The following is a 14,642-nucleotide window of genomic DNA, read 5'->3' on the forward strand; positions in this document are numbered from 1 at the left end:
GGACATGTTTAATTATTGACTGTTCTTCCTATAATCTTTCACCAAAAACGCCTCCCATTTTGGCTGTACGCCTTCTCTAAAATCCTTCATCTCCGGCACCAGTTTACTAATCACCGTCACTCTCACCATCGTACCATCCGCACACTTTTTTAACACATATGCCGCACAACTCCTCGCCAGCAAAGGCTGCGCTTCTTCAATACTGAAAAAATTATAGATCGTCTGTATCCGTCTGTTACACTCGGTATTCTGTCCTTCCAATCTCATCACATGCTGAGATTTACCATCCGCCACTGTATACAATACCGCAATTTCATTCCCGATATGCGGAGCGAAAAAACTAAAAATGTTCCCCGCACCTGTAAAGTCGCCATACCCGGATAACCAGGTAGCATGCTTTGTCCACTCCTTAAAATGAGCTGCATGCAAAGCAGCAACCGTCAAGTGGAACAGCGCGATGCTCATCCAACAAATATGCTTCCACGTTATCATAAAAAAGGTTAAAATGAAGCAGGAAAAAAGTTAAAAGAAGGAGCCAGCTGAAAACAGCGTGTAAGATTTCCGGCTGGCCCCGGGGTTAAGTAGTAATAAATGGATGAAGGGCCAAAAATGTAATAGGGGTTAATCAAAGTCCGACATCAAAAACAAACAGTTCAAAGGGGTTAATGAAAAAAAGCTGGTCCAAAATGTTTCAATACAACCAATCAACTCAATAAAATTAATCACCTCTATACTATCAATCATCTCTATACAACCAATCACTTCAATACACCAATCACCTCAATACAACCAATCACTTCAATACAATCAATCTCCTCAAAGCAACTAATCCACTCAAGCCAAATATGCATACATCTTCAGATACCCCATTCGCGCTCAACTTCGATCTATACCAATTTATTCCCGACCTTCCATCATTGATGAACTAATTAATCCCTAATATCGCTCCTCCGGCTACCTCCTCCACATTCAACTTCTCAAACCCTCTATCAAGCAAAACAAAATTCGCCCTGATATCTTTCAACACCTGCGGATCAAAACAGCCAATCATATTCGGGAACTTCCTCCTCAAAATATCCTCCCATCTCAAACTGGTATAAATCGTCAGCTTACTCCCTGCACCTGGCACCTGTGTAATATCTCCCAATCCATAAAATCCTCTCGTAAAATAAGGCAGCGCCGTACCCTGTGGCAGTGATAATCTAAATTGCTCCAACGGAGACTTCGCCAATACCTTCGTATCCACCACATCCGGTTGCAACCTGCTCGCCGCTGTCAAAAACGTCTTCGTCGCCAACACCTGCTGCTTAGTAGACAATTCCGTAATCGTCAGATCAGCAAAAGTCTTACTATCAACTTTTTGTATTAACGAAGCCGCTCTTTTAGCAATATCCAAATAGGGAATCATGGTAGGACACGTCTTTATCCAGATCTTCTTAAACGGTGCTTTGGTATACCCAATCTTCTCCAAATAAGGAAAAGGAATACCGCCATCGCCGAATTGGGTTTCATCGGATAGACTTCCATAACTTGCTTTGGTGATGTAATTATTTCCTGGTAATCCGTCAAAAGTAAGCAGATAGGTCTCCGGTGAAAGGTCTTTCAATATGGCATCCATCTCATCACTGCCTGTGGCAGCAGCCACAGCCACTTCCGAAGCAGGACGCAGTGAAGCTTTCTCTTTTGTGCAGGAAAACAAGGTCAGTGCAGCTAATCCAGCTACACCCGCTAATAGTTTGCGTTTCATCTTTTGGGGTTTGAGGTTTTTAAATAACAATTGTTTACGGCACAAAAGTCATGGAATTACCTCTTGCCCACAAGCAGAAAAACACCTGTTTTCACAACGTAGAAATACGCAAAATATGGGGTCAACAAATCAATAGAAGGTGAGCTACACCATAAGGCATAGCCCACCAGATATATAAGTCATCGGTAATGCGCTTACATATCAATTTCGCTAGCTGTCATATAGATTACAGTAATTAGATCATCTGATCCAAACGATCTTCCCAGCCTTGCTGGATTTGTAAGTACCGGTAGCAGCATCAAAATAGTACGTACAGGTACCAAAGTGATCGAATTGGCATTCGTAATCATAACCTTCTACACCTGCTTCATAATAATTGTTACCGTACTTATAATATTGAGTTTCCTCACGGTGATCTCTGGTGAAAGAGCTGGCAATAGCGGAACCGGCACCAATTACAACAGCCAGTGTCATTAACGATAATTTTAAATTTTGAGTCATGGGTTTTACATTTTGCGGGTGACAGGGTTAACAAAACTGGGTACGTACTTTAAAATATGGATGATCAAGGCCGAAAAACAATGTAACGAAGATATAAGAGTCTGCTGCAATGCTGCCGCAGTAACAGGTAATCATCATTTTTAACTTTTTATGTCGGGACTTCACTGCTAAAACGGAATAATATTGAGCTTTACGACAATTACACCGCATGCACCCAAACAGGAATTCCCCAGTTCAATAAGTGTATTTTATACCCTCGTTAAAAACACCCGTCTATAAAATAATTTCTCCATATCAAAATCCCACCTTACCTTTGCGTCAAAATAACACAAAGACCCATGCCATCATTTCATAGTTATAGAAACCCATCGCTGGCAGCGGATCTCGTTGTGTTTGGTTATCAACAGGGCACCCTTTCCATCCTGCTGCTAAACAGGAATACAGCGCCTTTCAAAGATCAATGGGTACTCCCCGGCGCCTTCCTCCTCATGGAAGAACGCCTCCGTGATACATGTGCCCGCATTCTGAAAACCAAACTAGGTATGGACGACCTCTATCTCGAGCAACTCTCTACCTACGACGAACCCGACCGTGACCCAAGAGGCCGCGCCATCGCCGTTGCCCACTATGCACTGGTCAACCCCGCGCGATTCGCTATCACCGCAGGCACAATGGCTAATGATGTGAAATGGTTCAATGTGAAAGAGTTACCACCCCTCGGCTTTGACCATGATATCATCGCCGCCGATGCATTGAAAAGACTACAGCACCAGATCCTCTATTACCCTGTAGGCTTCGAACTGCTCAACGACCTCTTTACCATGCCGGAACTGCACGAACTGTATGAATGCATTCTGGATATCAACATCGACAGAAGGAACTTTCGCCGCAAAATTCTCGATGCCGGATACATTATTAATACAGGCAATAAGAGGGAAGGATTGCACAACCGCCATCCCGACCTTTATCAATTTAACAAGGAATTAAAAAGTATTCACCTGAGTTTTGGTTAAGCCATGAAATTATTCAGACCCGTAGGCATCAAAGAGTTGCAACTCATCCTTGACAGTAACTGCACCCGCTTTCCACCCCGATTAAGCTGGCAGCCCATCTTTTACCCTGTTTTAAACCAGGCCTATGCTGAACAGATTGCCAGAGAATGGAATACACAGGATGAAAACTCAGACTATTGTGGTATCGTCACATCCTTCAACATCGATGACGCCTATTACCAACAATACGCTCCGCAAACTGTCGGTGATGACATTCACCAGGAGCTCTGGGTACCCGCCGAAGAATTAGCGAATTTCAACGATCATATCTTAAATGGTATTCACATCGTCAACGCCTTCTTCGGAGAAAATTTCATCCGGCCAACAACCCCCATTTTACACCACACCCTTTCAAAATTTTATTAAGATGACATACGACAACAATTGGCTCATCGCCCAAAAACCAACCCCAACCCTCTGCTTCTTCTGGGGCCACCAACCCTCCAAAGATGGCAGTATTACCAAATCCTGTTTCAGCCAATGGTGGTATGCCCCCTTTACCGTAAATGAAAAGACATACCCCACCGCCGAACACTGGATGATGGCTGGCAAAGCCACCCTGTTCGGAGATACTGAAATTGAAAAACAAATTCTCAATACTCCTTCCCCTGCTTCGGTAAAAGCACTCGGAAGAAAAGTAGCCAACTTCGACCCTGCTAAATGGGATGCTGCCAAAAGAGAGATCGTGACCCAGGGGAATTTTCACAAATTCTCCCAACACCCGGATCTCAAAGCATTCCTGCTCGACACAGGCAAAGAAGTGATCGTCGAAGCAAGTCCCATGGATAGAATCTGGGGCATCGGCATGGCCGCTACAAATGTAAACGCCCCATACCCTGAAAAATGGCGGGGACAGAATCTCCTCGGCTATGCACTCATGGCCGTGAGAGATCTACTTAAATAATAATCCCATGAATCAAAAAGAAACATCCAAATTTCTCAGTCTCATCCTCCGCCATCAACCGGAGCTCATCGGACTGCAACTCGACAACAACGGCTGGGCAGATGTAGATACCCTGCTTGCCCTTGCCGCACGCCGTAAACGCATTACCAGAGAAGAACTCGAAACCATCGTGGCTGAAAGCGATAAACAACGCTTTGCTTTTAATGAAGACCATTCTAAAATAAGAGCCAACCAGGGACATTCTGTTCAGGTAGACCTGGAACTCCCTGTCACCAAGCCACCGGAGTTCCTTTACCACGGTACCACCGGCGCATTCGTGGACGAAATTCTGAAAACCGGTATTAAAAAAATGAGCCGTCAACACGCACACCTCAGTATCGACAAAGCCACTGCCACCAAAGTAGGCAGCCGCAGAGGCATACCTGTTATTTTAACGATCCGGAGTGGTGACATGCACAGAGTTGGCATCCCATTTTTTGTATCTGCAAACGGTGTTTGGTTGACGGACCATGTACCGGCTAAATACATTTCACAATGAGTACTCCCATTAAAAACGCCCTTTTGGGCCTCGCTGTCGGCGATGCCCTGGGCGTACCCGTTGAATTTCAGTCACGCGACATACTTGAAAAATACCCTGTCACCAACATGCGGGAATTTGGTACACACGGACAACCCGCAGGTACATGGTCCGACGATAGTTCGTTAACTTTCTGTCTCGCAGAAACACTGGTGAAAGGATATGACCTCCAGGACCTGGCGAACCGCTTTGTCAACTGGCGCTACCATGCTTATTGGACGGCTCACGGTAAAGTGTTTGACGTAGGTAACGCCACAAATACCGCTATATATTATTTGTCACAGGGTGCTCCTCCCACCACTGCAGGAGGTAACGATGAAGATTGTAATGGCAATGGCTCCCTCATGCGTATTCTTCCCCTCTTATTTTATATAAAGGACCTGGATATACATGATCGCTATTGTCATGTACGGGATGTATCGAGTCTTACACACCGTCATATTCGTTCCATCGCCTGTTGTTTTATTTACCTTGAAGTAGCTCTCCATATACTGAAAGGCGAGCCACCTGTAGATGCCTATCTCAATGCCATCAATGAAGTAAACAAATACTTCAAAGAGAACAATTTACCCGACGAGAAAGAACAGGGCATATTGGCAACTACACTTTCCGGCTCACTGGTAGATAAACCAATCAGTGAGATTCACGGTACCGGCTATGTGGTACGCACACTTGAAGCAGCTATCTGGATACTCATCCATACAAATACATATGCAGAAGCAGTGCTCACCGCTGTCAATCTCGGCAATGACACCGATACTACCGCAGCAGTAGCGGGTGGACTCGCTGGCATGCACTACGGTTGGGAAGAAATTCCTGCCGAATGGTTAAACATTTTAGCTGGAAAGGATAGAATTGAAGAACTGATTGCTAACTTGCAGGTCAAATTCAATATCTAATGGCCCGGACGTTTGTAATTGGAGATATTCATGGCGCATTAAAAGCATTGGAACAACTACTAGGTCAACTCCTGTTGCAACCAACGGACAGACTTATATTCCTGGGCGATTATGTAGATGGATGGTCGCAATCCGCACAGGTGGTTGAATACCTGATGGTGCTGCAGGAAAAATATGACTGCCTTCTCATCAAAGGGAATCACGATGCCTGGTGCGAACGCTGGCTGAATGGAGAAGATCCGGACCCGGTATGGTACAGGAACGGTGGTAAGCAAACCATAGCCAGTTATGAAAATATATCTTATGAACGCCGGTTAGTACACCTGGAATGGTTTAACAGGCTTACCTTGTATTATGTAGATGATCAGAACAGGTTATTCCTGCATGCAGGGTTTGCAAGTATGCATGGTCCGGAGAAAGAACATTACGATACAAACTTTTACTGGGACCGGTCGCTGTGGGAAATGGCGCTGTGTATGGATAAGCGGATCAAAAAAGATTCAATACTCTACCCGAAAAGATTATTACTATTTGAAGAGATTTTCATTGGCCATACGCCCACGGTGAATTATGATATCACCACACCAATGAATGCCTGCAATGTGTGGAATGTGGATACAGGCGCGGCATTTATGGGAAGGATCTCTGCCATGAATATCGATACAAAAGAGTATTGGCAGAGTGAACCCGCCTATGTTTTTTACCCGGGCGAAAAAGGTCGAAACAAATAAAAGACGGGTGTCCGTCTTTTATTTTACCCCCATTTCTTTCTTGACTAAAGTCATGTGCTCATCATTCGGATCTTCCTGATAATAATACACAATCCCATCTTCCACCACAATCCTGTTCTGCAAATCCTCATCACTTAAATAATTACACCCTTTATACACCAGCCATGGATCTGTTACCTGTTTCCATCCACTTTTCGTAAACGACCAACTACTCATCACATAGGTACATCCATGCAAAGGCGCCTGGTATACAGAAAGATCATCGCTGCCATCATTATTTAAATCCCCTTCATTAATCAACCTGATTTCCCCAAAACCTGTTACCAAAGGTTTGATATCCGGATTTGAAAACCGGATCACATACTCATCCTGACCTTCTTCTTCCATTGCTTTTCTGTACAATACGCCATATGCCAAATCCAAATTTCCATCTCCATTAAAATCCCCTTCGATCCTGACAGTATCAGGTACAGCTTCCGGATTTACAGGAGGCGCGCCTTCAGTCATAATGCCTGTATCAACGCTTGCTGAATGACTTAACAAGGAATCTGGGGTATTGACTGATTTTTTCCCAGAGGAGTTACATGCGACTACGCCTGCGAGAAGGATAAATAGAAGGCTTTTATACATGGATTTAGCTTATTCAGGCAAAAGTATTAATTTCATTTTGATAATACATAATACATAATACATAATACATATGCTCACTACTACTCTTAAAACACTCTTTCGCAGAGACCTTGAAAAATTGGTTCAGGAACTATCACAATATACTAATGAAAGTAAAATCTGGTATACAGAGAAAGGGATTAGTAACAGTGCGGGAAATCTCGCATTACATCTTGTTGGCAATCTGAATACATTTATAGGTTTACACCTGGGGAACACAGGATATGTCCGTCACCGTGAATTGGAATTTTCTCAGAAAGATGTAGCGAGAACTACATTGATTAAAATGATTGAGGATACGATTGTGGTGATTGATAAAGTAATGGATGAGCTGACACCTGAACAGGTAGAAGCATTATATCCGATAGAAGTATTTGGCGGACCGATATATACAGGACATTTTTTAGTACACTTAAGCGGACATTTAATGTATCATTTAGGCCAGGTAAATTATCACAGGAGGTTATTGGATATTTAACCCCGGTTATTTACTCATTTTTTTTCGGAAATCACATGTTGCTTATGCATGATTTTTCACTTCATACAGATGAATGCTTCCTTTTCATGCCCTTATCACTCAATGCAATAGCCGCATCTCACTGCGCCATGCTATCACCGAAAACCCTTGACCCGCAAACGTTTGCGTAAATATATCTACCCATACCTGATCACCTGCCAAACAAATCCATGTAAATTCAGGTAAAATAACTCTCCGTTATGAAAACACTTCTACTAGCGCTGCTATGTTTGGCAGGAGCTAACCTCTCCTATGCGCAAACCCTCTATGTTTCCCCCAGCGGATCAGCCTCGAACACCGGCACCAGCATCAGTGCCCCGACTACACTTGCCAACGCACTGGCAACGGTAACCGCTGGCAACACCATTTACTTAAGAGGAGGCACCTATAGCTTATCTGCTTCCGTGATTATCACTGCCAGTAACAATGGTACTTCTTCCGCGTACAAGAGTGTCGTTGCCTATACTGGCGAAACCCCTGTATTAGATTTTTCCAGCATGGCGATTGCCGATGCCAATCGTGGCGTCATCCTCGATGGCGACTATTGGCATTGGACAGGTATCACCATCCAGGGTGCTGGCGACAATGGCATGCTGTTGGCGGGCAACAGCAACATCATCGAAAAATGTATCTTTAAAGGCAACCACGATAGCGGTCTGCAATTGAGTCGCTACGTGACGTCAAACACCACCCTCGCTTCATGGCCTACGAACAACACCATCCTCAATTGCGAAGCGTACGACAACCAGGACCCAGACAATGAAGACGCCGATGGGTTTGCTGCTAAACTCACCTGTGGCACAGGCAATGTATTCAATGGTTGTATCTCTCACAACAACATCGATGATGGATACGATCTTTATGCAAAAGATGACACAGGCCCTATTGGTCCTGTCACCCTCATTAATTGCCTCGCATATGGCAATGGTACGCTGAGTAGCGGCGGTACCTCCGGCGATGGTGATAAGAATGGATTTAAATTAGGTGGTAGCGGTATTGCAGTAGCACATATCGTGCGTCGTTGTGTATCATTCAACAATGGCCACCATGGCTTTACGGACAACAACAACCCAGGTGCGATCGAAGTGACCAACAACACCAGTTACAACAATGCGGAATCTAATTTCAACTTCCGCACGGGTAGTACAGCTACTTTCAAAAACAACCTTTCTTACAATGCAGGTTCATCTGATGCCACCAATGGTACAGATGTAACGCCAACGAATGTATGGTGGAAGAGTGGCGCCAGCTCTAACACAGGAGGCCTGGTAGTAAGCAGTGCCGACTTCCAGAGTCTTTCTCCTTCTGTAACTAAAAACAGTGATGGCAGTCCAAACCTGGGCACCTTCCTCGCACTGGCAAGTGGTAGTGATATGATAGACAAAGGTGTAACTACTACAGGCATTACCTATTCCGGTTCTGCACCTGATATTGGTGCTCGTGAATCCGGTGGTAGTACGAATCCTTCTACTTATACCGTGAGCGTAACAGTATCTCCATCAGCAGGGGGAACAGTTACTTTGAGTCCAAGTGGCGGTTCATACACTTCAGGCACTGTAGTAACCTTAACAGCTACACCTGCCAGTGGATATACATTTAGCAGCTGGGGAGGTAGTGCGAGTGGTACTTCTACTACGACTACAGTAACAGTCACTTCAAACCTATCTGTAACCGCCAGTTTCACCAGTACCAGTACTGGTGGAGGTTCTACCCTGCATATAGACGATGCTGCAACAAGTACCGGTGGATATTGTAGTGCAGATGGCAGCAGACAAAATACCTATTCAGGTGCTGATGGCGGATATTATATCAACCTGAGTAACGCAAGTGGCAAAGGTGTGAATTACAGTGTGAGCGTGCCTGCCGCAGGAACTTATTCATTTGTATTCCGTTATTCAAATGGAGGTGCAACCGTATCGACCACTGCACGGTTATTAGTCAATGGCAGCACCGCAGTATCAAGTGTATCATTCCCCAAAACTACCAGCTGGACGGCATGGACCACGACAGCAGCAGTGACAGCTACATTGGCAGCAGGTGTGAATACGATTAGAATTGAAACACTCTCTTCTACAGAATTTGCATTGATAGACTGGTTGGAAGTAACAGGCACAACACCCACTGCAGGTGCTTGTAGTTCATCAGCAAGAGCAGTAGCAGCTGTAAAACCTGAATTGACAGATACAAAGGTGTACCCTAATCCAGCTAGCAATACCGCTGCTATTAGTTTTTATAATGAAAAGACAGATCGGGTACAGATTAGGATGTACAGTTCGAATGGGCAGTTGCTAAAGACAGTGGTGGATAAAGAGTTTCCGGCAGGTAATAATCAGTTGACGATGGATGTGAGTAGTTTGCCACAATCCCTGTATTTAATAAAAGTAGAAAATTCAGCAGGTAGTAATACCCTGAAACTGGTCAAACAATAATGGACAGACCTCGCCTTTTGTCTGTTGGCAGGGGCGAGGTTTTATTTTACGTGTTGAAAGGATTTCTCTTTTTGCCAGTAAGCCTTCGCAGGGGGAGGTCTTATTTTACATATTGAAAGGATTTCTTTTCCCGTCAGTAAGCCTTCGCAGGGGGAGGTTTTATTTTACATATTGAAAGGATTTCTTTTCCCGTCAGTAAACCTTCGCAGGGGGAGGTTTTATTTTACATATTGAAAGGATTTCTCTTTTTGCCAGTAAGCCTTCGCAGGGGGAGGTTTTATTTTACATATTGAAACAATTCCACTTCCCTATAAGTCAATTTTCGCAACCTGCCACTATAAGGCGCGGATACAATTGTAATAGCATATTCGATCGTTTCCCATTGATAATCATCGGCATCCTTTTTCCTAATAGCCTTATCACCGATCCGTTCCCAGGAAAATTTGTCCTGATGAGTCAGCGTTTGTTTTTCCCAGGAGTAATAAGTACCACTCCCATCAGCTTTAAATTCATAAGCCCATCCCCATATGCCATGTAAACCACTACCATCGTCCAGGTCATTTTCCCAGGTACCAAGAATCTCATCTACCATATATATAAATTTAAATCATACAATCAAGTTACTATAAATCCTCCTTAATTATTCTTATTTTAATAGCAGCAAGGAAGTATTACCAGAACAACCCATATATCAACCAAAATGTCAATTTCCAGAAGGGAGTTCCTCACCAGAACAGGAACAATGGCTGCCGCCTATCCGGCCATGCTGGCTTTAGGGATGTTACAGGAAGCGCCTGCGCATGCCTTTTCGCTCAATGGCAGTGGCAAGGGTAAACACATTATCATTCTAGGCGCCGGTCTTGCAGGAATGGCAGCGGCTTATGAACTATTAAAACTCGGCTACCAATGCACCATTCTTGAAGCCCGGCAGCGATCAGGAGGGCGTGTATGGAGTATCCGAAAGGGAGCGACGCATACTGAAACCGATCTTCCTGTACAAACGGCTACATTCGACGAAGGGCTTTATTTCAATGCGGGGCCATCGCGTATCCCGCATCACCATGCATTGACATTGCATTACTGTAGAGAGTTGCAGGTGCCGATCCAGGTGTATAACAACATCAACGAAGCGGCCTATTTCTTCGCCGAAGGCAAAGGATCGCTTTCCAACAGGAAGATCCGGGTCCGGGAAATTCACAACGATCTCCGGGGATATACAGCGGAACTACTTGCCAAAGCGATAGATCAGCACAAACTCGACACAGGTCTTACAACTGAAGATACCCAGAAAATACTGGAATACCTAAGGGCAGAAGGAGGGCTGGACATCGATAAATTGTACAAAGCCTCTGACAGAAGAGGGTACATCGAGGGTCCCGGCGCCGGCGAACTTCCCGGCAAAATCGCACCGGCGCATAGTCTGGCGGATATTATCAATTCCGGTCTTGCTGATCCTGACTTCTACAATGTATCTGAATATGTATATGAACTACAGATGACCATGTTCCAGGCGATTGGCGGCAATGACCAGATTCCAAAAGCTTTTGAGAAGAAGGTAGGGCAATGTATACATTTTGGCTGCGAGGTGACGGGCATTCACAACCAGGCAGAAAGTGTGAAGATTAGTTATAAAGACAGCAAAGGCGCCAAAGAAATCGTTGCCGACTATTGTATTTGCACGATTCCTACACCAGTGCTGAGTAATGTGGATAACAACTTCTCTTCAGATGTGAGTCGCGCGATTGACTACATTCCTTACATGATCACGGGCAAGATAGGCATGCAGTTCAAGAGAAGGTTCTGGGAAGAAGATGAACACATCTACGGAGGTATTACACATACGAACAATGAACTCACCCAGATCTTTTATCCGTCTTATGATTATCTATCTAAGAAAGGCATACTGCTAGGTTATTACAACTTTAATGAGAAAGCCCGACAAACAGGGAGTCTGTCGCACCAGCAAAGAGAAAAATTAGCGATGGATAAGGGGCGGTTGATACATCCGCAATATGATAAAGAATTTGAAAGTTCATTTTCAGTGAGCTGGCATAAGACACCTTATAGCATGGGTGGATGGGCCTTGTATAATAGTGCTACCAGACAAACACATTATAAAAGCCTGTTGAAGGCGGATAAGCGGGTATACTTTGCAGGGGAGCATACAACTTATCTGAATGCATGGATGGCAGGAGCGTTAGAATCTGCAAGAAGGACAGTGACGGATTTACATGCAAGGGTATCAGAACAACGGATCTCTTATCCAATTACAACCAACATCTAAAAACTTATGATGATGCGTACCACCAACAAATCAATTAACAGGCGGGATTGGTTAAAGGCCACCGCGCTATTTACGGGAGGGTTGACAATGTTGCCACCTATGTTGCAAGGGTTGCAGGCAGCGCCTGCTACGGAGGCTTCTGTTACAACGTTAGAACCTCCCATTTCAGCTTTAGGTCATTCCGGGTTAGCGGCCAACAACCTACAGACCTCATTGACCAGTTTATCTGCAGAAACATCTCCGCTCACGGGTTTACATGCCGATGCCGCTATTGAGCCCCGTATTCCCGGTATACTCAAAGCCCGCTTATTTGCCAATGAAAACCCATTCGGCCCTTCCACAATTGCTAAAAAAGCGATGATAGACAGTATGGACAATGGCTATCAATATCCATTCATGCTACTCAAAGACCTGGAAGCAAAAATTTGCGCCTATGAAGGTCTCGATGCAAAAATGCTCATGACAAGTGCGGGATCATCTCCTTTACTATTAGGAACTGCTATTACATTATTAAGTAATGGTGGAAATGTCGTCAGCGCAGACCCTACTTACGATGACTTACCCACCCGCTGTGAAAAAATAAAAGCCACCTGGATCAAAGTGCCGTTAAAAGCAGATTACACCCATGATCTGGATGCAATGGAAAAGGCGATTAATAAAGACACGAAACTCGTTTACATCTGCAATCCCAACAACCCTACGGGCACCATTGTAGACGTAGCGAAATTAAAAGACTTCTGCGAGCGGGTATCTAAAAAAGTCCCTGTCTTTGTAGATGAAGCCTACATTGATTACCTCCCTGATCCAGCGGCTACTACACTTATAGAAAGCGTAAAGAAAGGACAGAACCTCATCATCGCGCGCACCTTTTCAAAAGTATATGGGCTGGCCGGACTTCGTATTGGTTACGTCATCGCCCAACCAGCTATGATCGATCTATTAGGCCATTATTCCGCTGCCGGTGGATATGCATTGTCATTACCAGCTATAACTGCTGCATTGGCAAGTTATAATGACAAACCTTATATAGATGAAGTGAAAAAGAAGATGGAAGCCAGCAAGCGCTTCTTGTATGAAACACTGAAGAAAGAGGGGTATACGTATATTCCATCTCATACTAACTTCGTCATGTTCCCTTTAAAAATGGAAGGCCAGCGTTTTGTAGAAGAAATGGGTAAAAGGGGGGTAGGGCTGCGCAACTGGAAACTAAATAACGAGGATTGGTGCAGGATCAGCATTGGTCGTCTGGATGAAATGCAGGCATTTGCAGCTGCTTTTAAAGAATTATCTTAAATAGAATTATGCGCACACTACTATTATTATATTTTTGTTTTGGCTGGATATACACAGCATTCGCACAATCAAGACCCATTCGCACGGACGAATACGACAGAGCAAAGACATTTACAGTAAAAGACCTGGATAACGATACGTATGTAAAGTTCAACAACGCGTACGTACTGGATCGCTATGAAATGCGCAAACCGTATATCATCACGGGAGATGATGGATTGAAGAAACGTATCGACCTTTATCGCCTGGTGGCCAAAGACAGTATGATGGATATTGGTACTGTAATATTCTACACAAATGAGAAAGGTACTTTATACACAGCGGTATTGCCTTTGTTCAACAGTAATCCTGAAATCTGGAATAAGTATTTCGAAGATATTCATGCGATAGACAAAGTAGAGAAAAACTATGTATTGAAATTATCCTACGTGCTCTCGCGCGAGTTTAGTTTCCAATTATATAAATCCATGAATGCGGGGAAAGATGTAAAAGCAGAAGGCGCAACGTATGGTACCGACATTTGTTTTCCGGGAGATGAACAGGTGACACTTGCCGATGGTTCGCAGAAGACACTAAAGAACATTCTGCCCGGAGATAAAATCATTAGCCTCGATGCGGTGACACATACGACCAGTATTATGAAAGTAAAAGAACTGGTGGTACATCAACCGGCAAATTATGCAATTACGCAATTACTGGCGGTGCATGTAGTAGCGAATGATACACAGGATGCACATGTAGTAAGTATTTCTGGAAAGATACTACAGGCAACACCGAATCATCCCATACAAACATCAGCAGGGAAGAAGAAGATGGGAGAGGTGAGTGATGGAGAAGAGTTGTTGTGTATAGATGAGCAAAGCAAACAGGTACTCACTTATGTAGTGGTAAATAAAACAGAAAAAGCGAATGGTACGCAGCCTGTATATAATATTGTAGCAGAAGGAGAGGGGACGTTTATCATGAATAGCATGATGGTTTTGCAGAAATAATTTTCAGGTGATTTACCTTAAGAAAAAGCGTTACTTACTTGCAGTAA

At 44.1% G+C, this 14,642-nt stretch carries 16 protein-coding genes; 11 read left to right on the plus strand and 5 right to left on the minus strand.

From position 1 onward, the window contains the following. Positions 1 to 12: 12 nt before the first annotated feature. From QQL36_RS04030 to QQL36_RS04040, 3 genes are all read right to left on the minus strand, one after another. Positions 13 to 492: a hypothetical protein gene (locus QQL36_RS04030; protein WP_321569015.1), complete on the minus strand. Its 480-nt coding sequence runs from the start codon at positions 490 to 492 to the stop codon at positions 13 to 15. A gap of 433 nt (positions 493 to 925) precedes the next feature. Next, positions 926 to 1,747 carry a hypothetical protein gene (locus QQL36_RS04035; protein WP_321569016.1) on the minus strand — a complete coding sequence of 274 codons (822 nt, stop codon included), beginning with the start codon at positions 1,745 to 1,747 and terminating at the stop codon, positions 926 to 928. 240 nt (positions 1,748 to 1,987) lie between these two features. Beyond that, entirely contained in the window at positions 1,988 to 2,248 is a 261-nt protein-coding gene (locus QQL36_RS04040) for a hypothetical protein (RefSeq protein WP_083727284.1), read from the minus strand. Between the two features lie 338 nt (positions 2,249 to 2,586). On the opposite strand from QQL36_RS04040, the gene QQL36_RS04045 reads away from it, so the two are divergent. Genes QQL36_RS04045 through QQL36_RS04070 form a run of 6 tightly spaced genes read left to right on the plus strand, consistent with a single transcriptional unit; the run spans position 2,587 to position 6,411 of the window. Next, the gene (locus tag QQL36_RS04045; protein ID WP_321569017.1) at positions 2,587 to 3,261 is read left to right on the plus strand and encodes an NUDIX hydrolase; all 675 of its coding nucleotides are present in this window, start codon (positions 2,587 to 2,589) and stop codon (positions 3,259 to 3,261) included. A gap of 3 nt (positions 3,262 to 3,264) precedes the next feature. Continuing rightward, positions 3,265 to 3,666, plus strand: coding sequence for an ADP-ribosylation/crystallin J1 (locus QQL36_RS04050; RefSeq protein ID WP_083727288.1), 402 nt, complete (start codon positions 3,265 to 3,267; stop codon positions 3,664 to 3,666). A 1-nt stretch (position 3,667) separates the two neighbouring features. Then, positions 3,668 to 4,204, plus strand: coding sequence for an NADAR family protein (locus QQL36_RS04055; protein ID WP_321569018.1), 537 nt, complete (start codon positions 3,668 to 3,670; stop codon positions 4,202 to 4,204). A gap of 7 nt (positions 4,205 to 4,211) precedes the next feature. Continuing rightward, positions 4,212 to 4,742: an RNA 2'-phosphotransferase gene (locus QQL36_RS04060; RefSeq protein WP_321569019.1), complete on the plus strand. Its 531-nt coding sequence runs from the start codon at positions 4,212 to 4,214 to the stop codon at positions 4,740 to 4,742. Next, positions 4,739 to 5,680 carry an ADP-ribosylglycohydrolase family protein gene (locus QQL36_RS04065; RefSeq protein ID WP_321569020.1) on the plus strand — a complete coding sequence of 314 codons (942 nt, stop codon included), beginning with the start codon at positions 4,739 to 4,741 and terminating at the stop codon, positions 5,678 to 5,680. Before QQL36_RS04060 ends, QQL36_RS04065 begins: the two co-directional genes overlap by 4 nt. Further along, on the plus strand, positions 5,680 to 6,411 hold the full coding sequence (locus tag QQL36_RS04070) for a metallophosphoesterase (protein WP_321569021.1): 732 nt from the start codon (positions 5,680 to 5,682) through the stop codon (positions 6,409 to 6,411). Before QQL36_RS04065 ends, QQL36_RS04070 begins: the two co-directional genes overlap by 1 nt. Positions 6,412 to 6,429: 18 nt before the next feature. On the opposite strand, the gene QQL36_RS04075 is transcribed toward QQL36_RS04070, so the two are convergent. Further along, the gene (locus QQL36_RS04075; protein WP_321569022.1) at positions 6,430 to 6,918 is read right to left on the minus strand and encodes a hypothetical protein; all 489 of its coding nucleotides are present in this window, start codon (positions 6,916 to 6,918) and stop codon (positions 6,430 to 6,432) included. Between the two features lie 193 nt (positions 6,919 to 7,111). Between QQL36_RS04075 and QQL36_RS04080 the strand changes: the two genes are divergently transcribed. Together QQL36_RS04080 and QQL36_RS04085 are read left to right on the plus strand one after the other, a co-directional pair. Beyond that, positions 7,112 to 7,558 (plus strand): DUF1572 family protein, encoded by a 447-nt coding sequence (locus QQL36_RS04080; protein ID WP_083727299.1) that lies wholly within the window; start codon positions 7,112 to 7,114, stop codon positions 7,556 to 7,558. A 239-nt stretch (positions 7,559 to 7,797) separates the two neighbouring features. Continuing rightward, positions 7,798 to 10,026, plus strand: a complete 2,229-nt coding sequence (locus QQL36_RS04085; protein WP_321569023.1) for an InlB B-repeat-containing protein — start codon at positions 7,798 to 7,800, stop codon at positions 10,024 to 10,026. A 277-nt stretch (positions 10,027 to 10,303) separates the two neighbouring features. On the opposite strand, the gene QQL36_RS04090 is transcribed toward QQL36_RS04085, so the two are convergent. Beyond that, complete coding sequence (locus QQL36_RS04090; RefSeq protein ID WP_083727303.1) at positions 10,304 to 10,618, minus strand: hypothetical protein; 315 nt, start codon at positions 10,616 to 10,618, stop codon at positions 10,304 to 10,306. Between the two features lie 108 nt (positions 10,619 to 10,726). Here QQL36_RS04090 and QQL36_RS04095 point away from each other — a divergent pair, with 108 nt between their 5' ends. The 3 genes from QQL36_RS04095 to QQL36_RS04105 all read left to right on the plus strand — a co-directional run bounded on the left by QQL36_RS04095 (position 10,727) and on the right by QQL36_RS04105 (position 14,595). Further along, positions 10,727 to 12,310, plus strand: coding sequence for a flavin monoamine oxidase family protein (locus QQL36_RS04095; protein ID WP_321569024.1), 1,584 nt, complete (start codon positions 10,727 to 10,729; stop codon positions 12,308 to 12,310). Positions 12,311 to 12,409: 99 nt separating this feature from the next. Further along, positions 12,410 to 13,603, plus strand: coding sequence for a pyridoxal phosphate-dependent aminotransferase (locus QQL36_RS04100; RefSeq protein WP_415751066.1), 1,194 nt, complete (start codon positions 12,410 to 12,412; stop codon positions 13,601 to 13,603). An 8-nt stretch (positions 13,604 to 13,611) separates the two neighbouring features. Further along, entirely contained in the window at positions 13,612 to 14,595 is a 984-nt protein-coding gene (locus QQL36_RS04105) for a Hint domain-containing protein (RefSeq protein WP_321569026.1), read from the plus strand. Positions 14,596 to 14,642: the final 47 nt, after the last annotated feature.

The sequence above is a fragment of the Chitinophaga sp. LS1 genome, assembly GCF_034274695.1.
Taxonomy (GTDB): domain Bacteria; phylum Bacteroidota; class Bacteroidia; order Chitinophagales; family Chitinophagaceae; genus Chitinophaga.